Annotated in this window: 24 protein-coding genes; 16 read left to right on the top strand and 8 right to left on the bottom strand. The window is 57.8% G+C overall.

Going from position 1 to position 24573, the window contains the following annotated elements; all coding sequences use genetic code 11:
* The first annotated feature begins 22 nt into the window (after positions 1-22).
* Positions 23-2371 carry an ATP-binding protein gene (locus QPL98_RS01385; protein ID WP_303292485.1) on the top strand — a complete coding sequence of 783 codons (2349 nt, stop codon included), beginning with the start codon at positions 23-25 and terminating at the stop codon, positions 2369-2371.
* On the opposite strand, the gene QPL98_RS01380 is transcribed toward QPL98_RS01385, so the two are convergent.
* Both QPL98_RS01380 and QPL98_RS01375 read right to left on the bottom strand, forming a co-directional pair.
* On the bottom strand, positions 2322-2789 hold the full coding sequence (locus QPL98_RS01380; protein WP_199453973.1) for a MarR family winged helix-turn-helix transcriptional regulator: 468 nt from the start codon (positions 2787-2789) through the stop codon (positions 2322-2324). The two genes, QPL98_RS01385 and QPL98_RS01380, sit on opposite strands and share 50 nt — an antisense overlap.
* 2 nt (positions 2790-2791) lie before the next feature.
* The gene (locus tag QPL98_RS01375) at positions 2792-3277 is read right to left on the bottom strand and encodes a glutathione peroxidase (protein WP_272998688.1); all 486 of its coding nucleotides are present in this window, start codon (positions 3275-3277) and stop codon (positions 2792-2794) included.
* A gap of 256 nt (positions 3278-3533) precedes the next feature.
* Between QPL98_RS01375 and QPL98_RS01370 the strand changes: the two genes are divergently transcribed.
* From QPL98_RS01370 to htpX, 3 genes are all read left to right on the top strand, one after another.
* The gene (locus QPL98_RS01370) at positions 3534-4748 is read left to right on the top strand and encodes a pyridoxal phosphate-dependent aminotransferase (protein WP_303292484.1); all 1215 of its coding nucleotides are present in this window, start codon (positions 3534-3536) and stop codon (positions 4746-4748) included.
* A gap of 12 nt (positions 4749-4760) precedes the next feature.
* On the top strand, positions 4761-5234 hold the full coding sequence (locus QPL98_RS01365; protein WP_286714316.1) for a hypothetical protein: 474 nt from the start codon (positions 4761-4763) through the stop codon (positions 5232-5234).
* Between the two features lie 93 nt (positions 5235-5327).
* Entirely contained in the window at positions 5328-6209 is an 882-nt protein-coding gene (gene htpX / locus QPL98_RS01360) for a protease HtpX (RefSeq protein ID WP_014421209.1), read from the top strand.
* 63 nt (positions 6210-6272) lie between these two features.
* On the opposite strand, the gene pdxB is transcribed toward htpX, so the two are convergent.
* Genes pdxB through QPL98_RS01345 form a run of 3 tightly spaced genes read right to left on the bottom strand, consistent with a single transcriptional unit; the run spans position 6273 to position 9282 of the window.
* Positions 6273-7427, bottom strand: a complete 1155-nt coding sequence (gene pdxB / locus QPL98_RS01355; RefSeq protein WP_303292483.1) for a 4-phosphoerythronate dehydrogenase PdxB — start codon at positions 7425-7427, stop codon at positions 6273-6275.
* A gap of 23 nt (positions 7428-7450) precedes the next feature.
* Positions 7451-8722, bottom strand: a complete 1272-nt coding sequence (locus QPL98_RS01350) for a DEAD/DEAH box helicase (protein WP_224848779.1) — start codon at positions 8720-8722, stop codon at positions 7451-7453.
* Positions 8719-9282, bottom strand: coding sequence for an elongation factor P hydroxylase (locus tag QPL98_RS01345; protein ID WP_303292482.1), 564 nt, complete (start codon positions 9280-9282; stop codon positions 8719-8721). The genes QPL98_RS01350 and QPL98_RS01345 overlap by 4 nt, the downstream gene beginning before the upstream one ends.
* A gap of 146 nt (positions 9283-9428) precedes the next feature.
* Between QPL98_RS01345 and dsbD the strand changes: the two genes are divergently transcribed.
* Complete coding sequence (gene dsbD / locus QPL98_RS01340) at positions 9429-11306, top strand: protein-disulfide reductase DsbD (RefSeq protein ID WP_303292481.1); 1878 nt, start codon at positions 9429-9431, stop codon at positions 11304-11306.
* Between the two features lies 1 nt (position 11307).
* Here dsbD and tusA read toward each other — a convergent pair whose 3' ends face one another.
* Entirely contained in the window at positions 11308-11553 is a 246-nt protein-coding gene (gene tusA, locus QPL98_RS01335; protein ID WP_014421203.1) for a sulfurtransferase TusA, read from the bottom strand.
* Positions 11554-11637: 84 nt separating this feature from the next.
* Between tusA and QPL98_RS01330 the strand changes: the two genes are divergently transcribed.
* Positions 11638-11931: an antibiotic biosynthesis monooxygenase gene (locus QPL98_RS01330; protein WP_011785260.1), complete on the top strand. Its 294-nt coding sequence runs from the start codon at positions 11638-11640 to the stop codon at positions 11929-11931.
* A 9-nt stretch (positions 11932-11940) separates the two neighbouring features.
* Here QPL98_RS01330 and rlmM read toward each other — a convergent pair whose 3' ends face one another.
* Positions 11941-13017 carry a 23S rRNA (cytidine(2498)-2'-O)-methyltransferase RlmM gene (gene rlmM, locus QPL98_RS01325; RefSeq protein WP_303292480.1) on the bottom strand — a complete coding sequence of 359 codons (1077 nt, stop codon included), beginning with the start codon at positions 13015-13017 and terminating at the stop codon, positions 11941-11943.
* Positions 13018-13148: 131 nt separating this feature from the next.
* On the opposite strand from rlmM, the gene QPL98_RS01320 reads away from it, so the two are divergent.
* Positions 13149-15038 carry a diguanylate cyclase gene (locus QPL98_RS01320; RefSeq protein WP_303292479.1) on the top strand — a complete coding sequence of 630 codons (1890 nt, stop codon included), beginning with the start codon at positions 13149-13151 and terminating at the stop codon, positions 15036-15038.
* Here QPL98_RS01320 and QPL98_RS01315 read toward each other — a convergent pair.
* Positions 15011-15658, bottom strand: coding sequence for an alpha/beta family hydrolase (locus QPL98_RS01315; RefSeq protein WP_227548964.1), 648 nt, complete (start codon positions 15656-15658; stop codon positions 15011-15013). The genes QPL98_RS01320 and QPL98_RS01315 overlap by 28 nt on opposite strands.
* Positions 15659-15892: 234 nt before the next feature.
* Here QPL98_RS01315 and ccoN point away from each other — a divergent pair, with 234 nt between their 5' ends.
* From ccoN to QPL98_RS01270, 9 genes are all read left to right on the top strand, one after another.
* Positions 15893-17323, top strand: coding sequence for a cytochrome-c oxidase, cbb3-type subunit I (ccoN, locus tag QPL98_RS01310; RefSeq protein ID WP_023009983.1), 1431 nt, complete (start codon positions 15893-15895; stop codon positions 17321-17323).
* Positions 17324-17337: 14 nt separating this feature from the next.
* Positions 17338-17946 (top strand): cytochrome-c oxidase, cbb3-type subunit II, encoded by a 609-nt coding sequence (gene ccoO, locus QPL98_RS01305; protein WP_153741404.1) that lies wholly within the window; start codon positions 17338-17340, stop codon positions 17944-17946.
* Between the two features lie 4 nt (positions 17947-17950).
* On the top strand, positions 17951-18136 hold the full coding sequence (locus tag QPL98_RS01300) for a CcoQ/FixQ family Cbb3-type cytochrome c oxidase assembly chaperone (protein ID WP_011785266.1): 186 nt from the start codon (positions 17951-17953) through the stop codon (positions 18134-18136).
* A complete protein-coding gene (ccoP, locus tag QPL98_RS01295; RefSeq protein WP_153741405.1) occupies positions 18133-19023 on the top strand; it encodes a cytochrome-c oxidase, cbb3-type subunit III in 891 nt (296 codons plus the stop codon). Before QPL98_RS01300 ends, ccoP begins: the two co-directional genes overlap by 4 nt.
* Positions 19024-19154: 131 nt before the next feature.
* Positions 19155-20588 carry a cytochrome c oxidase accessory protein CcoG gene (gene ccoG / locus QPL98_RS01290; RefSeq protein ID WP_153741406.1) on the top strand — a complete coding sequence of 478 codons (1434 nt, stop codon included), beginning with the start codon at positions 19155-19157 and terminating at the stop codon, positions 20586-20588.
* A 51-nt stretch (positions 20589-20639) separates the two neighbouring features.
* Positions 20640-21155, top strand: a complete 516-nt coding sequence (locus QPL98_RS01285; protein WP_153741407.1) for a FixH family protein — start codon at positions 20640-20642, stop codon at positions 21153-21155.
* Positions 21152-23599 carry a heavy metal translocating P-type ATPase gene (locus tag QPL98_RS01280; protein WP_153741408.1) on the top strand — a complete coding sequence of 816 codons (2448 nt, stop codon included), beginning with the start codon at positions 21152-21154 and terminating at the stop codon, positions 23597-23599. The genes QPL98_RS01285 and QPL98_RS01280 overlap by 4 nt, the downstream gene beginning before the upstream one ends.
* A gap of 36 nt (positions 23600-23635) precedes the next feature.
* Complete coding sequence (ccoS, locus tag QPL98_RS01275; protein WP_153741409.1) at positions 23636-23872, top strand: cbb3-type cytochrome oxidase assembly protein CcoS; 237 nt, start codon at positions 23636-23638, stop codon at positions 23870-23872.
* 11 nt (positions 23873-23883) lie between these two features.
* A complete protein-coding gene (locus QPL98_RS01270) occupies positions 23884-24573 on the top strand; it encodes a sulfite exporter TauE/SafE family protein (RefSeq protein WP_011785272.1) in 690 nt (229 codons plus the stop codon).

The following is a 24573-nucleotide window of genomic DNA, read 5'->3' as shown; positions in this document are numbered from 1 at the left end:
ATCTCAAGGATGACGCAACATCGTGTTTAACAGAATCAGGCAACGGCTCTCCTATCGCCTCACCCGGGACACGGTCCTGGTCGCCATGGTGCTGGGCCTTGTACTGAACCTGATCCAGATCACCCTGGACTACTTCACCGCCCGGGAATCGATGGACCGCGAAGTTCGCGCCCTGATTGAAATCAGCCAGAGCCCGGCCTCCCAGATTGCCTATAACATTGATGTCCGGCTCGCGGAGGAGCTGCTCGACGGCCTCTTGCAACACCCCGCCACCATAGACGCCCGAATTATTGACAGCGATGGCCAGACCATGGCTGCAGCCAGCCAGAGCAGCCCGGTTTCCCGCTATCGCTGGATCAGCGATCTGCTGTTTGGCGCCAGCCGCGTGTTCAATGAGGAACTGCAGGTGCCGCAATTGGCGGATCTGCCTCTGGGCCAGCTTGTTGTAACCATCGACACCTATCATTACGGCATACAGTTTCTCACCCGGGCGACCAATACCCTGATTATCGGGCTGCTGAAAAGCCTTGCGCTCTCCGGTGTACTGCTCGCCATTTTCTATTTTGTGTTGACCCGGCCCATGATGAACGTCATCAACGCCCTCAGTCAGGTGCGTGCAAGTTCTCCGGAGAAAGTCCGGCTTCCTATTCCGGAAAACCACAAAGGTGATGAAATCGGCACCATGGTGGGCATCATCAACCAGCACCTGGAAAACATGGAAGTGAGCGTGGCCAAGCTGCGATCCGCCGAAAGCGCCATGAAAAACTATTCCAGCCAGCTGGAACGGGAAGTGGAGGACCGCACCCGGGAGATATCTGAAAAGAATGAAGCTTTGCTGCGCGGTAACCGGGCTCTGGTCCGCGCCAAGGAAGACGCTGTTCGCCGGGCTCGTGCCCGGGCCAACTTCCTGGCAAGCATGAGCCATGAAATTCGTACACCGCTCAACGGTGTTCTGGGCATGCTGGGTCTGGCACTGGAAAGCGAGAAAGACGCAGGTCAACGCAATCGTCTGGAAATTGCACTGAATGCCGGCGAGAGCCTGCTCGGCCTGCTCAACGACATTCTCGACATCTCCAAGGTGGAGGCTGGCAAGCTCTCCCTGGAGAGCATTCCGTTCAGCATGAGGAAACTGATTGAAGAATGCGCCACCCTGCACGCACAGCAAGCCCGGCGCAAAGGCATCAACCTGGTTAACGAGACCGCGCCGGATCTGCCGGAACATTTTCTGGGCGACCCCACCCGTACCCGTCAGATTCTGAACAACCTGCTCAGCAACGCCATCAAGTTTACCGATGAAGGTGCAGTAAAAATTCGCACCAGTTGGTCCGGGGGCAGCCTGCGGCTGGAAGTGATCGACACCGGAATCGGCATGTCGAGGGAAGGCCTGCACCGGATCTTCTCACCGTTTTCCCAGGCCGATACCGACACCACCCGTCTTTATGGCGGAACCGGGCTCGGGCTGACACTCTGCCGACAACTGGTCGAACGAATGCATGGCCAGATACTGGTAGATTCGAAAGAAGGCGCCGGAACCCACTTTACCGTGACCCTGCCGCTTCCGGTACACCAGGGCGATGAATGGGAGATCGCAGAAGACGTTCTGCAACGCCTGGGCGACATAGGCATTGCCATGGCTCTGCCCCAAAGCAACCCTCACAGACTGGCCATTGAGTCCCAGTTGCGCTCCTGGAACATACCGGTGCGCAGCGCGAGCCGGCATCCGGAGGGCATCCTGCTGATTGATGCAGCAAATTCGCCCCGGGAAAATCTTGCCTTTGCCAATGACTGGCGCGGAGAAGGCGTGATCCTGGCCGACCAGTCCGGCACCGCCACCAGCGACCACCCGAGACACTGCGTTGTGGCACTCCCACTGCGAAGAGACGACCTGTTCCGATGCCTGTGCGCTGCCGGCGGGTTGGATTCAGGCGAACAATCAACGCACCCGGATCGATCGCTTGGCACAAGCCGGCAACCGGTACCGGCTCTCAACATCCTTCTGGTGGAAGACAACCAGGTCAACCAGTTGGTGGCCAGCAGCCTGCTGAAGAAACTGGGGCACCGGGTAGATCACGCGGAGAACGGGCGCCGGGCACTGGAAGCACTTCAGAACAAAGCTTACGACCTGGTACTGATGGACTGCCAGATGCCGGTTATGGACGGTTACGAAGCAACCCGCGCTATCCGCCAGAATCCCCAATGGCAAACGCTGCCGGTTATCGCGGTAACCGCCAATGTGATGCAAGGCGACCGCGAGGACTGCCTGGCCTCGGGCATGAATGACTACATCACCAAGCCCTATAATCGTGACGAACTCAGGGCGGTTATCGCTCGCTGGGCTCCGCTGTCTCCAGAACCTCCAGCAGACTCCTGAGCTCCTGGCGCAGCGATAGCAATCGCTCCGGCTCAATATCCAGACCACACATCAGGCGGCCGGGCACGTTCGCCGCCTTGGCCCGCATTGCCCGTCCGGCATCGGTCAGCCTCAACCGAACCACCCGTTCATCCTCGGCGAGCCGAGCCCGTTGCAACAGTTCCCGCTGCTCCAGGCGTTTAAGTAGCGGCGTCAACGTTCCCGAGTCCAGTCTTAATCTGGCCCCCAGGTCGCCGACCCGTGGCCGAAGCCCCTCACGGTCTGCTTCCCACATCACCAGCATGACCAGATACTGGGGATAGGTCAGCCCCAGCTCCTCCAGTAACGGCCGGTACCGGGCGGTCACCGCCCGGTTGGCTGCGTAGAGGGCAAAACAGATCTGGTTATCAAGCGCCAGTATCTGATCGTTGTCCTTCATGGTCAGAGTAATTTCTCGATATCGGCACGGATGTCGGCCGGTTTCGCCGTTGGCGCATAGCGCCGCACAACCTGGCCGTCCCGATTGACCAGAAACTTGGTGAAATTCCATTTGACCTTCTCAGAGCCCATCAGGCCCTTGGCCTCACGTTTCAGGAACCTGAACAGCGGATGCGTGCCGTCGCCGTTCACTTCAATCTTGGCGAACATGGGGAAACTGACACCGTAGTTCAGGGAGCAGAACTGGCTGATGGCATCGTCGTTACCGGGGTCCTGATTCATGAACTGATTACAGGGGAAGCCCAGCACCTCAAACCCGCGTTCCCCCAATTCGTCATGGAGTGACTGAAGGCCCTCAAATTGGGGCGTAAAACCGCATTTTGAGGCCGTATTCACAATGAGCAGAACCTTGCCCCGATAGTCGTCCATTGATACTTCCTGCCCTTTAATATCTTTGGCACTGAAACTGTAGATGGTTTCGCTCGCCATGAAATCTCTCTCCTGTATTGGCCGGCCACGGCCGATTTTGTATGAACGGCTGAGTCATATTGTGCACAATATAATTTCCCCCAACAAGATTCTAAATTGTCACTTCGGGTCAGCCTGCTGACACATCACTTCAAAGACGTTCCGTAAACTATCCTGATTTGGCCACAATTCCACACAATTGCCCCTGTTACCCCGAGGCGTCCCTCCGCTAGAATAAGGCTTTCGTTCAGAACCTTAGCGAAGGACCCAGGCTCCCATGCAGAACTATTTCAAATCCGCCAAACTCGACAATGTCTGTTATGAAATTCGTGGCGTGGTTCTGCGTGAAGCCCGCAGGCTCGAAGAAGAAGGGCACCGGGTTCTGAAGCTGAACATCGGCAACCCGGCAGCCTTCGAGCTCGACGTTCCGGAAGAAATCCAGCAAGACGTCATTTACAACATGCACCAGGCTCAGGGCTACGTGGAATCCAAAGGCCTGTTTTCGGCCCGAAAGGCCGTGATGCACTACTGCCAGCAGCGGGGCATTGCCAAAGTCGATATTGATGACATTTATCTGGGCAATGGCGTCAGCGAGCTGATTGTGATGTCCATGCAGGCATTGCTGAATACCGGCGACGAGGTACTGATTCCGGCCCCGGACTACCCGCTCTGGACCGCCGCCGTCACCCTCTCCAGCGGCAAACCGGTGCATTACCGCTGCGACGAACAACAGGACTGGTTCCCGGACATCGACGATATCCGCAAAAAGATCACCCGCCGGACCCGGGCTATTGTGCTGATCAACCCGAATAACCCGACCGGTGCCGTGTATTCTGAGGAATTACTCCAGCAAGTACTGGAGCTGGCCCGGGAACACAATCTCATCATCCTGTCCGACGAGATCTACGACAAGATCCTGTACGACGGCACCCAGCACACATCCATCGCCTCGATGGCAGACGACGTGCTGTTTTTCACCTACAACGGCCTGTCCAAAAACTACCGGGCGGCCGGTTATCGTTCCGGCTGGATGATCATCAGCGGAGCCAAGCACAAGGCCCGGGACCTGATCGAAGGGATCGACATGCTTTCGAACATGCGCCTGTGCGCCAATGTGCCGGCCCAGCTGGCAATCCAGACCTCTCTGGGCGGCTATCAGTCCATCAACGATCTGGTGGCACCGGGAGGTCGTCTGTACGAGCAGCGTGAGACCGCCTGGCGCATGCTCAACGACATTCCCGGCGTCAGCTGCGTCAAGCCCAAAGGGGCGCTTTACCTGTTCCCGAGGCTCGATCCCAAGCACTTCCCGGTGGTGAATGACGAGAAGCTGGTTCTGGATCTGCTGCTCCAGGAGAAAATACTTCTGGTTCAGGGCTCGGCCTTCAACATTGATGACAAGCAGCATCTCCGGGTTGTTTTCCTGCCCAGAGCGGACACCCTGGCCGATGCCATGGGCCGTCTGGGCAACTTCCTTGAACACTATCGCCAGTAATTCGGAGTCAACATGGCAGACATTCATGTCGAGGAATTCTACAAGGACGTTGCAATCGCCCTGGTTCAGCTCTACATGGCATTTCCCCGGCGGGTAAACCTGTTCGTGGAGGATATCGCCGGGCCAGACGAACCCGACGAATTCGGCCTGCACAGCAAGCGCCACATGGCCTGTTTCGGTGCCCTGCTCTGGCTTTCCGAAGAAGGCCTGCTCCGTTACGTGGACACTATCCGCCAGGAAGCTCTCGACCAGGCAGTGCTGACCCGAGAGGCGTTTGTGCGGCTCAGTGCCCCGGCCCCGCAGGCGCTTCTGAGGGAACTGTCGGCGGCTTCAAACGAACCCGAATTGCCGCCTTCCGTTCAGAAGGACTTGTCCACCTATATTCATCTGCTGCGCTCCGCCCTGAAAAGCGGCAGTTCCAGCCGCATCAGTCTGGCGGTGCAATCAACCTTCTTTAACGATTCAGGCCTGCAACCCGTTCATTAAATGGCGTTAAGGTTCTTGAACCGCTGAACCGGAACCACATATATCGGTCAGAAAGGCAACACGTTTCCCGGTAAGCTGATACAGGAAAAAACCATGCGTATTCTGTTGTTTCTGGCCACCAACCTGGCCGTTATTCTGGTTGCCAGTTTCACCCTGCGACTGCTGGGGGTCGATAGTTATCTGGCACAACAAGGCATCGACTACGGCTCGCTACTGGCGTTTGCGGCGGTGTTCGGCTTCGCTGGTGCGTTTATCTCGCTGTTCCTATCCAAGCCCATGGCGAAGTGGAGCACCAAAGCCCGGGTGATCGACTCACCTCGCACGCCGGCGGAGCGCTGGCTGGTTGAAACCGTCGCGGAGCTGGCAAAGAAAGCCGGTATCGGCATGCCCGAAGTGGCCATCTTCCCTGCTCAGCAATCCAATGCCTTTGCCACTGGATGGAATAAAAACGATTCTCTGGTGGCGGTCAGTGAGGGGTTATTGAGCCGCTTTGACAAGGACGAAATCCGCGCAGTACTGGGCCATGAGATTGGCCATGTGGCCAATGGCGACATGGTGACTCTGACGCTGATCCAGGGCGTGGTGAACACCTTTGTTATCTTCGCCTCGCGGGTGATCGGCTCGTTCGTGGACCGGGTCATCTTCAAGAATGAGAACGGCCATGGAATCGGCTTTTTCGTGGTCAGCATTGTGGCGGAAATTGTGCTCGGCATCCTGGCCAGCACCATCGTGTTCTGGTTCTCCCGTCGGCGGGAATACCGTGCCGACATTGCCGGTGCCCAACTGGCAGGGCGAGGCGCCATGATCAGCGCCCTGGCACACCTGAAAAAGGAAAGTGAGGTTCCGGATCAGATGCCGGACACCCTGCAGGCATTCGGCATCAACCGGGGAGCCCGCGAAGGCCTGGCAGCGATGTTCATGACCCACCCGCCGCTGGAAGACCGGATTGCGGCGCTGCAGAACGCCAAACTGTAATCACACGGAAAAGGGCGCCACTCAGGCGCCCTTCTCTTTTGACGAGTTCGGACATCCAGGGTGTCAGATCTTCAGTTTGAACCCGATGGCCCTGAAGCTGTCCTGAATCGACTTGCTGCTACCCTTCAACTGCACTTTCAGACTCGAGCATTCCCTGCGCACCGGGTAGTCCCTGCGTAGCCTGTCAAAGGCCTGCGCCCGCTCTTCAGGATTACCGCGCATGGTCAGCCGCAGGCGGGCATCGTCCCGGCGGGGATCGTAACAGGCGCGCAAAGCAACCTGAACGGCCTCATCCTCATCAGCACTGCTGGTAAAGGACACTTTACTGAGGGCCGGCTCCGGCAGAAACTGTCCGGCTTTCTTGCGCACAGGCAGCCCCAGGTAACGGCACAGGGCCTGGTAGATCATCTCCGTGCCCTGCATCTTGCCTTCCAGGCTGTAGCCGGCAATATGAGGCGTCGCCAGCCACACCCGGTCTAGCAGATCCGGGTTGATTCTGGGCTCATGCTCCCAGACATCCAGCACCACCGTGGGCGAGTCCGCCTGCTGAAGCCGGGCAAGCAATGCCTCACCGTCTATCACCTCGCCCCGGCCGGCGTTGATCAGCAACTGATCCTGCCCAAGCAGCGCCAGCTCGCTGCCCCCGATCATCCGGTTGGTGGGGTGGGCGCCGGTTCGCGTCAACGGCGTGTGCAAGGTCACAACGTCACAATCCAGAGCCTCGGCCAATGGCACAAACTCCTCAGCGTGATCTTCTTCAGCTTCCTGCCTGGGCGGATCACAGAGCTTTACCGTAAAATCGAGCCGCTCCAGCATTCGGGCCAACTCACCACCGACATTGCCCACCCCGACAATTCCTACCGTCAGGGACGACCAGTCTTCAATGCCGCGCTTTTCTGCGTACAACGACAGCACCGAGAGCACATACTCAGCCACACTGACAGCATTGCAGCCTGGTGCAGCGGCGAAACCAATGCCTTGCTCCTGCAGCCAGGCCTGATCGATATGGTCCGTTCCAATCGTGGCCGTGCCAACGAACCGCACCCGCGTGCCCTCCAGCAACTGCCGGTCTACCCGGGTTACCGAACGTACCAGCAGGATGTCGGCATCCTTTACCTGATCCGGAGTGAGCGTCCGGCCATTCACCCGGCGAATCTCTCCGATGTCGCCAAAAAAAGAATCCAGTAAGGGGATGTTTTCGTCCGCAACAATCAGCATAACAGTAGTCTCACCAGTGACTATCAATGACGACGTGGTCTGGGTCCGCGACCACTGTTGCCCTGTGGCCGACGGCCGCCCCGTTTGCGGGTAATGGGCGGGTTGTCCATGGCGGCTGTCAAATTCTCATCGGGCACCGCCGTTTTCAGCTTCTGGCTGATGTATTTTTCAATCTCCGGCAGCGCAAACGCATCCTCTTCACCAGCGAAACTCACCGATACTCCGGTTTTCCCGGCACGGCCAGTACGCCCAATGCGGTGAACATAGTCTTCGGCGTTGTCTGGCAGATTGTAGTTGAAGACATGGGTCACGCCGTTTACGTGGATGCCACGGCCAGCCACATCGGTAGCAACCAGTACCTGTATCTGCCCTTTCTTGAACTGGTCCAGCGTCTTCAGCCGCTTGTTCTGGGCAATTTCGCCAGACATCAGAGCCACTTTCACACCCTGGTTTTTTAGATCCTCTTCAAGATCACGGCACTGGTCACGACGGTTGGCAAAAACAATCGCTTTCTCCACCTCCGGCCGCTTCAGGTAATTCACCAGTACCGGCAGTTTTTCGTTATCGGACACCAGGAAAACGGTCTGTTCGACTCGTTCGGCGGTCTTCTGTTCCGGCTCGATTTCGACAAACTCGGCATTGCGGGTCCACATCGAGGCCAGGTTCAGGACATCCTGATTAAAGGTGGCACTGAACAGCAGGGTCTGGCGCTCATCCTTGGGGGTACACTTGCGGATGATGCGTTTGACGTCCGGGATAAAGCCCATATCGAGCATCCGGTCCGCCTCGTCCAGAATCAGGATATCGAGCTGATCCAGGAAAACATCCTGTGACCCCAGGAAATCAATCAATCGGCCCGGGGTGGCTACCAGGATGTCGACAATCTCGTTCTGCAACTGTTCCCGCTGCTTGTCGTAGTTCATCCCGCCAACCACAGTAACGACATTGTGGCCGGTGTACTGACACAGCTGTTCGGCGTCCTTGGCAATCTGCATCGCCAGTTCGCGGGTGGGCGCCAGCGCCAGAACACGGGGCTCGGAGGCAAAACGCTCTTTCTCGTCGATCGGAGTCTCCAGCAAAGACTGAATCGCGGTAATCAGAAAGGCTGCAGTCTTGCCGGTGCCCGTCTGAGCCTGGCCAATGAGGTCTTCACAGGCCAGGGTCCAGGGCAGCGTTTCTGCCTGAATGGGCGTGCAGTACTCGAAGCCAATTTTGGAAATAGCATCCAGCAGTCGCTTGTCCAGGTTGAGGTCGCTGAAGCGTAAATCGCCGGTATGCTTTGGTTCTGATGTCATAGGGGTTCAGGTATCCTTGATTGATCGTATTCCTGCTCTGCAGTTAACAGACGGGTCTTCACTTGAGCCCAGGTTTCATCTATCCGGGCGCCAGTGCTGTAGAACTGCAGGAGCGAATCGTAGAACTGCTGTGCACGGCGGGGTAATCCACAGGCAAGATACTCGCTCGCCTGGTTGAGCACATTCAGGCGGAATGCATCTCCATCGGCAGCGCCTCCGCCGGCGAGGTTGTCGACACTGATGTGAAAGCCGAAGCCGGCCGCCAGGGAAAACAGACACTCCATGGCCTGAGGTTTCACCTCCACCTGCTCAAACGCTTGCTGCTGTTCAGGTGTTCGCCCATCCGGACAGTACCAGTATCCGTAATCGTACATTGTGCGCCGGTGCTCACCGGCAATGCACCAGTGGGCAATCTCGTGCAGGGCACTGGCAAAAAAACCATGGGCAAAGACTACCCTGGCAAGACCCTCGGGCTCGCTCACAGGCAGATATTCCGGTTCGTCGCTGCCCCTGACCAGAATCGTCCGGTATGATTCCCGGAACAGGTCATTGAACAGCATGATAAGATCGTCTGGATTGTGATTCATCGGTTGGCTATTGTGCGACTTTAACGCGGCCAATACCAGTGGGAACTTTCGCCACGCCAAGGTGTCCACTGGCTTCGAACCGACTTCATGCATACCAGAATCAGGAAATGACCGTATCCATGTCAGCAGTCCAGGCCTTCAGTGCTTCTACGCGAAATCTGTCCTACCATCTCCTGCTTGTGTTGGCAGTGGGTCTGTCGCTGGCGTCTCCCGGAGCCAAGGCTCTGGGGTCCGGCAATGGCAGCCTGTTTGGTAAAAGCGAATTTCTGCCGGTAGATGAAGCACTGCCCTTTGATTACACCACTGATAACGGGGCTGTGGTGCTGGCCTGGAATATCACCCCCGGCCATTACCTCTATAAAAGCCGCATACAGATCAATGCCGTAACTGATGGTGTACAGGTTGGCGAACCTGGCTTTTCTTTGCCGGGCACGCTGACTGAAGACGAATTCTTTGGTGAGATCACCGTTTTTTTTGATCCGGTCCAGGCCAGGGTACCCATCACCCTGCCCGACGGTGTCCGGGAAGCGGAGCTTCAGGTGACGTACCAGGGCTGTGCAGAGGCCGGGCTTTGTTATCCCCCGCAGACCCGGGACATCCTCTATTACCCTGGTGGCGACACCGCCGAGACCGCTGCCAACAGCGTGACCTCCGATACCGGAAATGCGGCGCCCGCAGATACCTCCACCGCGACCGGCCTCGCCGGCTTTCTGTCCAGCCAGTCGATCTGGATGATCGCCGGCGTATTCTTTTTGCTCGGTCTGGGGTTGACCTTTACACCCTGCGTTCTGCCCATGGTGCCTATCATCTCCTCCATGGTCTCCGGGCGTAATACAAGAACCACCAGCCATGCATTATTGCTGTCGGGCAGTTATGTGCTGGGCATGGCATTGACCTACGCCGCGGCGGGTGTCATTACCGGCCTGCTGGGCGCCAGCTTTAATCTCCAGGCGCAGCTACAGTCGCCCTGGGTGCTGAGTGTTTTCGCTGGCCTGTTCGTGGTCTTTGCGCTGTCAATGTTCGACCTGTTCGAAATCCAGTTACCGCGTTTTATTCGGGAACCCCTCAACGATGCCAGCCATCGCCTGACTGGTAGCCGTGTCGCCAGCATCTTCGGCATTGGCGCCCTTTCAGCACTGATTGTCTCGCCCTGCGTGTCTGCGCCACTGGCCGGCAGCTTGCTGTACATTTCCACCACTCAGGATGCCGTGATCGGCGGTGTGGCGCTGCTGGCACTGGGCCTGGGCATGGGAGTTCCCCTGATTCTGGTTGCCGTTGGCGGCCGGAAACTGCTGCCAAGCTCAGGGCACTGGATGACCACGGTGAAGCACTTCTACGGTGTCATGCTGCTGGCGGTGGCCATCTGGCTGGTTGAACGCCTGGTACCGGTCTGGCTCAGCCTGACCATGTGGGGGCTGCTGATCGCCATTACCGGCGTACAGCTGGGGGCATTCGATGCCGCCAAGGCTGGCTGGCAGCGCACCCGCAAGGGGCTTGGGCTGGTTATGTTTGCCTATGGCCTGGCCTTGCTGGCCGGTGCCGTCAGCGGCGCCAACGACCCGCTCAAGCCGCTGGCGCCCTTTGTCGCCTCCGCGGCGCCGGGACCAGTGGCGGGCGAGCTATCACATGCCAGCTTCCAGCGCGTTGAGGATCCGAACCAGATCCGCACATTGCTGGCCAATGCCAGTGACCGGGGGCAGCCCGTCATGCTGGACTTCTATGCGGACTGGTGTATTTCCTGCAAAGTCATGGAACGCAATGTGTTCAGCGATCCCCAGGTCATCCAGGCACTGTCACCCTACACCCTGCTGCAGATCGACATGACGGACAACACGCCCGCCCAGCAGGCCCTGCTGGATGAACTCGGCCTGTTTGGCCCCCCGGCAATACTGTTCTATCAGGCGAGCGGGTCAGAGCTCAGCAACGCCCGCGTACTGGGCGAGATGGATCGGGATCAGTTTCTGGAGCACGTGGCCAACGTTGGTCAGAAACTCTGAGTCAGGCGTCCTGACAGCGGCGGATCAGGAACAGGAATTCGCCGCCCGCTTCCTGCTGGCTGAGAAGTTCGTGCCCGAGGAACTGGCAGAACCTCGGGATATCCCGAGTGGTTGAAGGATCGGTGGCCACCACCCGCAGCACCTGCCCAATCTCAACATCGTGGATGCGATTGTGCAGCATCATGACCGGCTCGGGACAGAACAGTCCCCGTGCATCCAGTTCTGCGTGATAATCATGATCGGACACGCGTGACCTCCTGCAAGTAGCGTGATTTTTCTGAATCCAGTGCTAAATTATTGTTTATAGCAGCGAAAATAAAGGGAGATTGTCATGATTCGGGTACTTATTGAACGCCATATTGCCGAAACTCTGGAGTCGGCCTACGAAGACCGGGCCAGAAAAGTGTTACAGCAGGCCGTCAGTGCCCCGGGCTTTATCTCCGGTGAGACCCTGGTCGACTGCCGCGACCCCAACCATCGCATGACACTGGCAAACTGGCGCTCAGAGGCAGACTGGGATCGCTGGTACCGCTCTCCTGAACGCCGGGAATTAATGGCGGAACTCACCCCCATGATGGACCGGGATGAAGCCATTACCGTGCTCCAGCACAGCGATATGCCGTGAGCCCGGTGATCAGTCCAGGCGCTCGATGAAGCAGGTTATTTCTTCCCTGTCGTGGTAGAGGTGCCGGGCCCGGAGCCGGCAATTGAGCTCGGCCTCTGCCAGCCGCTGCAGCAGTATGTCCCGGCAGATCAGCCACTCCTCATAACGTTTCTTCATGGGTAGCTTGAGATTGAACACGGTGTAGCGACACAGTTTGCCTCCGACCCAGTCCAGCGCCAGACGCGCGGTTTTGCGGGGCTTGTCGACAATATCGCAGACCATCCAGTCCACGGCCCGCTTCGGGCGCCAGGCGTAGCCATCAGCCCGGACATGCTCAACATGCCCTGTGGCCATCAACTCTGGATTCATGGGGCCATTATCGACCGCCGTCACCATCATGCCCTGCTGTACCAGTTGCCAGGTCCATCCTCCGGGAGCGGCGCCCAGATCTACCGCTTTCTGGCCGCCACCCAGGTAGTCCAGATAACGATCTTCAGGAATAAAGACTTTCCACGCCTCTTCGAGTTTGAGCGCAGACCGGCTGGGCGCTGAGGCAGGCAAACGCAAACGGGGTATGCCCTGCGGAAAAGGGGATCGATTATCGGCCAGGCTTAACCCGACAACAGCCGTTTCGAAATCCAGCAACAGCAACTCCAGACGGTCACCTTTGGCACTGGCCGAGTCCTGCGTCAGCATGTCCGCCTCCCTGAGTCCGCGGGACAGGGGTGCCACCCATTTTCGGGCAAAGTTGCCCAGATCGCGATCTTCATTGGTTTCCGTAAGCCGGGTTTCCAGTCGTGATGCCAGGCTGCCCTGCCAATCGGCGCCCCGGAGGAACTCGATAACGGCTCCAACCCGGTCCCTGGCCGGCAGCGGGCAATCGCCAAGCACCAGAAACCAGTCCCGCACAAAGACCAGCTCGTCCAGCGGTATTCTCTGCATCAATTCAAAGGCAGATTCGGGCCCGCCAAGGGTAAACCGCACCAGCCCTGCGTTCCTGATCGGCTGAAAGTAACCGAACAGACCACAAGCGGCCGCCGAATCCATCAACTCCTGACCCGCCTCGGTTTCAAACCCCGGGCGACACATCAGCATTATCTGTTGCATTCCATAACCTTGTTGGTGACCACTGTCAGGATTCTGACGCACTGACAGCGATAAAACTTGAACGTGTTTAACGGCAGCACTTGTTCACGCTGGCTACACTTTCTGCCTCCCAACGTACCGCCTGGTGGAAGATGCTCCGACTCTGGAACCTGCTTACGGCCTGTTTTCTGACCACGGCTGGCCTGCTGTTCAGCGGCCAGCTTGCGGCTATGGAACCGTGTCCCGCTCTTGATGCCGCCAGCCCGGACGCCCGAAGTGCAATCAACCACCACATCTGTTTTTACTCAGCCCGCCCGGGTGAACCGGCCCATGCTGCAACAGCACCTGAGGATCTGCCGGCCGAGTTGGCGTGGAGACCAGCCCGGGGCCATGACCTGGTATTCAGCCACACCGATTCCGTGTACTGGATCCAACTTAATGTCCGCAACAGCAGCGCTGAATCCGGTCTCTGGTACCTGAAGCTTCATTACCCGCTGCTGGACGAGGTGACGTTCTGGCAAAAAAGCCGCTACCAAAGCGGTTACAGCCCTGAAGACGCCCGACCTCCGCTGGCGACCGGCGATCTGTTCCCGTTTGCCACAAGGGGCATAGATTACCGTTATTTCCTGCTCCCCGTCACACTGGATGCTGGCGAAAACCACTCCATCCTCATCCGGGTGCATAGCAGTGGCGCGCTGAACGTGCCCTTGGGCCTGATGACACCGGGCGAGGTAATTGCGGAAAGCAACCATCTCACCCTCATACACGGCCTGTTTTACGGCGCCCTGCTGATACTGGCGGCGTTCAACTTGCTACTGTTCATCAGTGCGGGCACCCGCTATTACTTCTACAACGCCTTTTATATAATCTCGATCGGGATGTTCCTGTTCGCCATGGGTGGATTTGCCAACCAATACTTCTGGCCGGAGAGCTCAGAACTGGCGAACCTCTCCATTCCGCTAACCCTGGCCGTTTGCGCGCTGGCGATGACCCTGTTCGGCTGGTCTTTCCTGGAAGTCGGCCCCGGCACGCTTTCTGTCAAGGCGCTGAAATCGCTAGCCACAGTTTCCGTTGGTGCAGTAACACTGACACTCCTTATCCCTTACACCAAGTCCATCCTGATCAATACCGCCCTGGCCTTGACAGTCATTGTGGCGCTACAGGTTATTGCCTACGTTCGCTGGCGCCAGGGCTACAGGCCCGCATTCTGGTATCTGGCGGCCTGGATGGTAATGGTTGTCGGGGCACTGATCTATGCCATGGCTGCGTTCGGGTATCTTGGCGATTATCAGGCCCGGGAAGTGATGATGCAGGCAGTTCTCGGAGGCCAGGTGGTCCTGCTGAATTACGCCCTGGTGCAGCGCTGGCGCCTGCTTAACCAGAAACTGCTGGATGTGGAACACCAGGCCCGGACCGAACTGGAACTGAAGGTCCATGAACGCACCGCCCAGCTCCGCAACACCATGCGGGAACTGGAACAGGCGAACCGGAAACTGGCGTCTTTAAGCCTTAACGATGCGCTCACTGGCCTGTACAACCGGCGCCACATGGATAATCTTCTGCCTGAACTCTGCAGGGAGGCCCGTCGGACCGGGAACCCATTAACTCTGGCCCTGATTGATGCCGATCACTTCAAGCGAATTAATGATACCTGGGGCCATGACTTTGGGGATCAGTGCCTGAAACAGATCGCGGGCGTTCTGGATGAGCACGTCAAACGCCCCAGGGATGTGGCCATCCGGTTTGGCGGTGAGGAATTTGCCCTGCTGCTCCCGGGCACGGACCTGGACGGTGCACGCACGCTCTGTCTCGGCATACTCAAAGCCATGCGGAAAACCCCGCTTATCGCTCCGGGCAATGAGACTTTCCATCTGACACTCAGCGCAGGGATCGCTGAACTGTCTACGGGACAGGAGCCGTCCGACCTCTTCCGGAAAGCCGATGAAGCACTCTATCAGGCCAAAGGCGCAGGGCGGGATCAGATCGTACTCGCCAATCGTGTTTCAACGCCTGATCACAGTACGGCATCTTCGGCAAACTGACGCGTCAGAAGAGCAGCCTGCGCAATCAGGTCAGCCTGTTGTTCTGGCTGCCGCGCCAGAGGCTGAAAATCGTGATTTCCGCCGTCCAGCCAGCACAGCCGGGTAAGGCCCGGGATCTGCCCCTGCGCCTTCAACTCATCCGGTTTGCCGAATGGGTCACGGGTACCCTGCACCACCAGTAGAGGAACCGCAACCTCACCCAGATGTTCAATCCGCCAACGATCCAGCTTCCCCGGCGGGTGAAACGGATAGCCGTAACAGGCAACGCCATCAACATCCCTGCACTTCCCGGCAGCCAGAAGCGTGGCCATCCGCCCTCCCATTGATTTTCCCCCCACCAGCAGCGGTACCTGACTTCCGAGCTCCTCTCTGGCCAGGGACACCTGATCTTCAAATGCCGCCAGCAAAGCCGGCTGCCGATCGGGCGGTCGCTTTCTGCCATCCTCGCGACGCTTCACCATATAGGGAAACTCGAACCGCACACTTTCGATGCCCTGCCCTGCGAGAGCCTCCGCCAACAACTCCATGAACAATGAATCCATGGGCGCGCCAGCACCGTGGGCCAGTATCATTACGGCTTTGGCATCTTTTCCGTAGCCTTTGGTCTTAATTCTTTTCACCAATTTTCTCTCTCTCGCTCCTGTTGCGGATCAAACCCGATGACAGAATGGATCTGGCAAGCCATTAAAGCGTCAATAAAAACATATTGGATAGACTTGCAACTTACTGGCCAGCCTACTGATTCCGGCGGATTTGACGGATGTCATAACTTGATCTTGATCATTGCAAAGGAATAATCGTTTCTCCATACTTGCCCCCGCATAATTCCCCATCCTGAACCCATTGGTAAGGCTATGAGCACAGTAAATGCAAACCTGACATACAACTATAAGGTGGTGAGACAATTCGCCATCATGACAGTGGTATGGGGTATTGTAGGTATGGCTCTGGGTGTGCTGATTGCAGCACAGCTGGTTTGGCCATCCCTCAACCTCGACCTGCCCTTTACTCACTTCGGTCGCTTGCGGCCGCTGCATACCAACGCCGTAATCTTCGGCTTTGGCGGAAGTGCCCTTTTTGCAACGTCCTACTACGTCGTTCAGCGAACCTGCCAGGCTCGCCTGATGTCTGACGGGTTGGCGGCGTTCACCTTCTGGGGCTGGCAAGCGATCATCGTGGCTGCTGCCATCACCCTTCCGATGGGCCTGACAACGTCCAAGGAATACGCCGAGCTGGAATGGCCGATTGACATCGCGATTGCGGTTGTCTGGGTCAGCTACGCCCTGGTGTTCTTCGGAACCGTGATGAAGCGTAGCACTCCGCACATCTACGTTGCCAACTGGTTCTACGGCGCGTTCATCATTACCGTTGCTGTACTGCATATCGGTAACAACATGGCGCTGCCGGCCACCGCCTTCAAGTCGTACTCCGCCTATGCGGGTGTTACCGATGCGATGATGCAGTGGTGGTACGGTCACAACGCGGTGGGCTTCTTCCTGACTGCTGGCTTCCTGGGCATGATGTACTACTTCGTTCCCAAGCAGGCCAACCGTCCGGTTTACTCCTATCGCCTGTCTATCGTGCACTTCTGGGCACTGATCGCCACCTACGTATGGGCCGGTGGTCACCACCTGCATTACTCCGCTCTGCCTGACTGGGCACAGACCGCAGGCATGGTCATGTCCCTGATTCTGCTGGCGCCGTCCTGGGGCGGTATGATCAACGGCATGATGACCCTGTCCGGTGCCTGGCACAAACTGCGCACTGACCCTATCCTGCGTTTCCTGGTGGTTTCTCTGTCCTTCTACGGTATGTCTACCTTCGAAGGCCCGATGATGTCTATCAAGACCGTCAACGCTCTGTCCCACAACACTGACTGGACCATCGGCCACGTGCACTCCGGCGCCCTGGGCTGGGTTGCTATGATCAGTATCGGTGCGGTTTACCACCTGATCCCGAAACTGTGGGGCATCCAGGCCATGTACAGCACTGCCCTGATCAACACTCACTTCTGGCTGGCTACCGTAGGCACCGTGCTTTACATCGCCGCCATGTGGGTGAATGGCATCATGCAAGGTCTGATGTGGCGTGCAGTAAACGAAGACGGCACCCTGACCTACAGCTTCGTGGAAGCGCTTGAAGCTTCCTACCCGGGCTACTTTGTACGCTTCATCGGTGGCGCGATCTTCCTGACCGGCATGCTGATCATGGCCTACAACGTGTACATGACCGTACGCCAGAAAGACGCCGTTGCAGAAGATAATGCTGCGGTTCAGGCGGCGTAAGGGAGAGAGACCAGATGAGACACGAAATAGTCGAAAAGAACCTTGGTCTGATGATCGTGCTGATCGTGCTGACCATCAGTGGCGGTTTCCTGGCGGAAGTGGTGCCCCTGTTCTTCCACAAAGAGGTTAACGAGCCGGTCGAAGGCCTGGAGCCTCTGTCAGCCCTGGAACTGGAAGGCCGGGACATTTACATCCGTGAAGGCTGCCACGTGTGCCATACCCAGCAGATCCGTCCGTTCCGGGCTGAGACTGAGCGTTATGGCCACTACTCCGTTGCGGGCGAGTTCGTTTATGACCGTCCGTTCCTGTGGGGTTCCAAGCGTACCGGGCCGGATCTGGCTCGTGTAGGCGGTCGTTACTCGGATGCCTGGCAGCGCCAGCATCTGTACGATCCGCGCAGCGTGGTACCCGAATCCAACATGCCTGCCTTCCCGTGGCTGTTCGAGAATCGTGTTGATCACGGTTCCATTGAGTCCCGGATGAAGACGCTGCAGACGCTTGGCGTGCCATACAGCGACGAGCAGATTGCCAACGCAGCGAGTGAGATCGAAGGCAAATTTGAAATCGAAGCGCTGGTCGCATACCTGCAGCAGCTGGGTACTGTGATTTCAGAGAAGCGGTGATCCCATGGATATTAATGAGTTACGCGGCATTCACACGCTGCTGGTAATGGCAGCGTTCTTCGGAATCGTCTGGTGGGCGTACAGCGCCCACCGCAAGAAGGCCAACGACGAGGCAGCACACCTCCCCTTCGATGACGACGAAGTCGAAAAGCGTACTCTCGAACAGGAAAAAACGGAGAAGAAACAATGAGTACCTTCTGGAGCATCTGGGTCAGTGTGATCGTGCTCGGTACCGTTTTCGGCTGCTGGTGGCTCCTCTGGGCCACCCGCAAGAGCCAGACAACCGATACTGAAACCGACCGGACAATGGGCCATTCCTTTGATGGCATTGAGGAATACGATAACCCTCTGCCGAAATGGTGGTTCTACCTGTTCGTAGCAACCTGCATCTTCGCCCTTGGCTACCTGGCTCTGTACCCGGGCCTGGGCAACTTCAAGGGTCTGCTGGGATGGACATCCACCAACCAGTGGGAAGCGGAAGTGGCAGCTGCCGAAGAGAAATATGGCGAAATCTATGCCCAGTTCGGCGACACTGCCATTCCTGAACTGGCGCAGAACGATGACGCCATGAAGATCGGCCAGCGCCTGTTTGCCAACAACTGTTCGGTCTGTCACGGCACCGCCGCTCGCGGCCAGGTGGGCTTCCCCAACCTGACCGACGAAGACTGGCTGTGGGGCGGTCAACCAGACCAGATCCTGCACAGTATTGCTCAGGGTCGTAACGGCAACATGCCTGCAAAGGGCGTTATGCCGAATATGACCAACGAGCAGGTCGACCAGGTGGTTAACTACGTGCTGAGCTTCAGTGGACGCGAAGAAGATGCCGAGGCGGCCAAAGCTGGCGCCCAGGTATTCGCACAGGCCTGCGTTGCCTGTCACGGCCCGGAAGGCAAAGGTATGGAAGCCATGGGTGCGCCCAACCTGACCGATAATGTCTGGCTCTATGGCTCCACTTATGAGTGGATCAAGGAGACCGTGATGAACGGTCGCCAGAACCAGATGCCTGCACAAGAAGGTCGTCTGACCGACGACCAGATTCAGATCCTGGCAGCCTACGTTTACAGCCTGTCTAACTGAATCCGACCCGGCCAGGCTCGCCCTGGCCCGGTCTTCTCAACCCTGTATCTGCGCCCGCGGGTACAGGCTTGAGAAGATCAGCTGACCCTCCGAGGCCCGCTCCCAGCTTTACCACTCACCGGGAGGTACCCATGAGCAACGAGATTCCGGTCAAACAGGTTGACCCGAACGGCGATTCCTCCAATAACAAAAAAAAGCCAGAAACCGTCGACCTGTACGCCAGTCGACAGAAAATCTACGTCAAGGAAGTCAAAGGCTTTTTTCAGCGAATCCGGAATGTCAGTCTAACCCTGCTAATGGGCATGTACTTTCTGTTCGTTTGGCTGACTCTGGACGGGCAACCCCTGATTCACTTCGACCTGCCTGCCCGGGAATTCCATCTTTACGGCATTACCTTCTTCCCCAAAGATTTCTTCCTGTTATCCGGCATGCTGATCATTTCAGCCTTTGGCCTGTTTTTCATCACCACACTGTTCGGCCGGGTATGGTGCGGCTATACCTGCCCCCAGACAGTCTGGACCTTTATCTTCATGTGGATCGAGGAAAAAGTTGAGGGCAGCCGCAACAAGCGGATGAAACTGGACAAAGCCCCCAACTCTGCGGAGAAGCTCACCAAAAAATCGATCAAGCACGCACTCTGGCTGTTCGTCGCGCTGGCGACTGGCGTCACCTTCGTTGGCTACTTCTACCCCATTCGTGAGCTGATCGTTGACCTGTTCACCTTGCAGGCCAACGGCTGGGCCTATTTCTGGGTGGCCTTCTTTACCGTCGCCACCTACCTGAACGCCGGCTGGATGCGGGAACAGGTATGCCTGTATATGTGCCCGTATGCCCGGTTCCAATCCGTGATGTTCGATCCCAACACCCGCGTTGTCTCCTACGATCCCAACCGGGGCGAGCCACGTGGCAGCCGCAAGAAAGGCGTCGAACCCGCCGAAGTCGGTCTGGGCGACTGTATTGATTGCGGCCAGTGTGTTCAGGTTTGCCCCACCGGGATCGATATCCGTGATGGCCTCCAGTACGAGTGTATCGGCTGCGCCCTGTGTATCGACGCCTGCGATGAAGTTATGGAGAAGATGAACTATCCCAAGGGGCTGATTCGCTACACCACTGAGAATGAACTGGAGGGTAAAACCTCCAAACTGCTGCGGCCGCGTACCTTTGGTTATGGCGCAGTGCTCATACTGATGATCAGCGCGGTGATCTTCACCATTGCCACCCGGGTTCCGGCCAAGATGGATGTGCTGCGGGACCGTGGTGCACTGTTCAGTTTCAACGGCGAAGGGCGGGTGGAAAACTCGTATACCGTGAAGATCCAGAACATGTCAGAAGTACCACAAACCTTCAGCCTGACTGTGGACGGTCTTGAAGGTATGCGCATTCTGACAGACACCACGGTGACGGTGAGCAGCGGCGAGAATCTCTCCTTGCCCACGGTTGTTGACGTGCCACCGGAAGTGCTGGTGGACACCAATAACGATATTCGTTTCTATGCGGAGTCCCAACCGGATTCCTTGATTAAACTTGAAACTGAAAGCCGGTTTGTTGGTCCAAGGCCCCGCTAACAAGAGGGCCCGACAACCGGCTCTGAAGCCATAAACCGAGACAAGACCGTAATGACTGATAACGCAACACCTGCCCCCTGGTATCGCCAGCCGTGGTTCTGGTTCCTGACCATTTTCCCTTTGGCGTCGATCATGTGGGGGATTACCGCCCTGACAGTATCGTCCAGCATGGACAATTCGCTGGTGACCGACGACTATTCCAAACAGGGGCGTGGCATCAATATGTCCATTGCCCGGGATGAAAAGGCGGCAGATCTCCAGATGAAAGGCTCACTGAGCCTGAATGGTCGTTCTGCAACACTGGATCTGAGCACCGTGAATGGTGCCGCCGACTACCCGTATCTGGTGTTCAACCTGTATCACCCGACATTGTCTGGTCAGGATAAAACCGTCCAGTTTACCCGGGTCGCTCCCGGTCAGTACCGGGGCCAGCTCCTTGAGGATGTCAGTGGTCGCTGGTACTACGACCTCCAGGGGCCAGATAACGACTGGCGGGTAAAGGGTGAGGTAAGGCTTCCTTCCTCTACCCCCATTCGCATTAACGCAGAAGGCGACGCCCAAGGGTGACCACCCTGAACTGCTTCCATTGCGGAGAACCAGCGGATGGCGAACCCCCGATTACCCTGGAACTGCAGGGACAGCAAAGGCATTTTTGTTGCCAGGGTTGCAAGGCTGTGTGTCAGACCATCCACCAGGAGGGTCTGACCGGTTTCTATGAGTTTCGCACCGAACCCGCTGTTACACCAAGAGAACTGACCCGGTCAGAACTCGATCGTATCCGGGAGCTGGATCACCCCCTGGTTCAACAAGCCTTTGTGGCACCGGTCAAGGCTGGCCAGGAGGCACAGCTGCTGATCGGCGGTATTACCTGCGCCGCCTGCATCTGGCTGCTTGAGAATCACATGAAACAGCAGCCAGGCGTGCAGAGCTTTACCGTAAACCACACCACACAGCGGGCTCGCCTGGTCTGGGCATCGGACAAGGCACGTCTCAGCGACCTTCTGATTGCCATCCACGAACTTGGCTACACCGCCCGCCCGTATCAGGCCGACGAAGCCGAACAGGCGCTCAAGGCAGAGCACCGCTCGATGCTCATTCGTCTGGCGGTGGCCGGGATCGGTTCCTTCCAGAGCATGATGCTGGCTTTTCCCCTGTACTTTGAACTTGTCAGTGATCTTTCCACGGATTTTGTGGATTTTTTCCGCTGGTTCAGTCTGCTGGTTGCCACGCCGGTGGTGTTCTACAGCGCTCGCCCATTTTTTACCAATGCCCGCCGGGATCTGCTCTCCCGTCATCTGACCATGGACGTACCGGTGGCCATCGCCATCGGGCTTGCCTACAGCGCAAGCGCCTGGGTAACGGTGGTCGGGGGCGACGAAGTGTATTTTGAATCCGTGTGCATGTTTACCTTTTTCCTGCTGCTGGGCCGATACATTGAAGTTCAGGCCCGCTATCGCGCCGGGCTGAGCGGCAATGCCCTTGCGGGCTTCCAGCCCTCTGTTGCCGCACGGGTCCTGAACGGTGAGGCAGAGATCATCGCCATTCACCAGGTACAACCGGGTGATGTGATCCGGGTTCGACCAGGGGAAACGCTACCTGTGGATGGCGAAATCGTCTCGGGGGAGTCTACCCTGAACGAAGCCGCCCTCACCGGTGAATACCTGCCAGAAACCCGTAAGCCGGGCGACACCGTTCATGCCGGCAGCGTAAATGGGGAAAATCCGCTCGACATCCGCGTCACCCATGCCGGGGCCCAGACCCGGCTGTCCGGCATCTTGCGAGTTCTGGATCGCGTACAGTCCGAAAAGCCGCCGGTGGCCCGAATGGCCGATCGCATTGCGGGCAAGTTCGTCGGCCGTGTGCTGATACTGGCACCAGTGGTCTGGGTAGGCTGGTGGCTGGCCGGGGCCGACAACGCCTTCGATATCACGCTTTCCGTACTGGTGGTTACCTGTCCCTGCGCCCTCTCGCTGGCTACGCCAACGGCGATCACATCTGCCACAGTGCGCCTGAGAAGGCTTGGTTTCCTGCCTACTCGCGGTCACACCCTGGAATCCATGAACACCATCGATACCGTGGTGTTTGATAAAACCGGGACTCTGACCCGGGGAGAGCTTAGTCTGACCGGGCAAGCGGTGTTCGGTAGCCTGGATCAGGACACCTGCATTCGGATTGCCGCGGGGCTTGAAAAACATTCAGAGCACCCGATTGCCAGGGTATTCCACGAGCAGCCTTCGGTCACCGTCAGTCAGGTGAGTAACCACCTGGGCGGTGGCTTGTCCGGACACTACCATGGACGGGCGGTCTACATCGGGCACAAAGCCTTTGTCTCCGAGCACACGTCGGCAATTGCGCCAGAAGGTGAAGACGCCCAAGGCATGGAAATCTGGCTCGCGACAGACAAGGAATGGCTGGCACGCTTCCGGCTGGATGACAAGATACGGGACGACGCGTCACAGGCCTTGCAGGCGTTACGGAAATCCGGAATCGAGACCTTGCTGCTTAGTGGGGATCGCTCCGGCCACGTACAACAGGTAGCCCATGCACTGGGCATTGACCGAGCCATTGGTGAAGCCTCACCGGAGCAGAAACTGGAAGTGCTGGAACAGCTTCGAGCGGACGGGCACCGGGTGATGATGGTGGGTGACGGACTGAATGACCTGCCCTCCATGGCCGGAGCCGGTATTTCAGTGGCTATGGGTACAGCGGCAGACCTGACTCAACTGAAAGCCGACGCGGTACTGCTGAATGGCCAGTTGAATTCCCTGGTCGCCGCGATTGAAACCAGCAAGCAAACCCGGAAAATCATCCGTCAGAATATGATCTGGGCGTTCGGCTACAATGTCTGCGCCCTGCCCCTGGCCGCAGCCGGCCTTGTGGCCCCCTGGCTTGCTGCCATCGGCATGTCCCTGAGCTCACTGATCGTTGTGCTGAACGCCTTACGACTCAGCCGGTCCAACAAGGGCACACCGCCCCCGGAGGCCACCCTTGGCGCACCAGAAGCAGCCTGATACTTTGGGCCATACACTTATGAACAGGAGGTTATCGTGCAGATTGTCATGATACTGGTTCCGCTTATGCTCATCCTGGTGGCGCTGGGCGTCCTTCTGTTTTCCTGGGCCGTCAAGAACGGGCAGTACGATGACATGGACGGCCCCGCTCATCGCATTCTCTACGACGATGACAAGGATATGATTCCCAGGGAAGCCCGCCGTAACAAGTCGAAACCTGACGGCCAGAAAGACGACGCGGAGCAAACCGATACCGATACCGACAAGGGCTGACAGGATAGCGGATGCAGCCTGAACTCTATCTGAGCTACCCCAGTGCCTTCCTGATAGGACTGCTCGGCAGTACCCATTGTCTGGGCATGTGTGGCGGCATCAGCGCCTCGCTGTCCATGGCATTGCCGGTAGGCCGGGGCTTCCGCTTTCGGCAGACCCTGCTCTTGCTGGCATTCAATTTTGGCAGGATTGCCAGCTACGCCCTGATCGCAACCCTGATTGCCCTGCTCAGCACCAGTGCCGCCAGCCAGTGGCATGGTGCCGGATTGGCTCTGATGACCCTGGCGGGATTGCTGCTGATCATGATGGGGTTATCCATGGGGCAATGGTGGCAGGGTATTCGCTACATTGAGCGGGTCGGGGCGCCGGCATGGCGCTTCCTGTCGCCGCTTACCCGCAAGTTCCTGCCGGTTCACAATGGCGGCCAGGCCCTTGCTCTCGGTGCCTTGTGGGGATGGCTGCCCTGCGGCCTTGTTTACAGCACACTGGGATGGGCGGCGCTTCAACCAACCGTCAGCAGCGCAGCTCTCACGATGATGTTCTTCGGACTGGGAACCCTGCCGTCGATGTTGGCGACGGGCTTCGCCGCCAACTGGATAAGAGGCCTGAAAAGCAACCAGAGCTTCCGCAAGCTCAGTGGCCTGCTGTTAATCCTGTTTGGCCTCTGGACGCTGCCTTTCCAGGCCCTGCTGAATCACTGA

Origin of the sequence: Marinobacter sp. ST-43 (assembly GCF_030541085.1) — a bacterium.
Classification (GTDB): Bacteria; Pseudomonadota; Gammaproteobacteria; order Pseudomonadales; family Oleiphilaceae; genus Marinobacter; species Marinobacter nauticus.
This window is presented reverse-complemented; position numbering and strand designations above follow the sequence as displayed.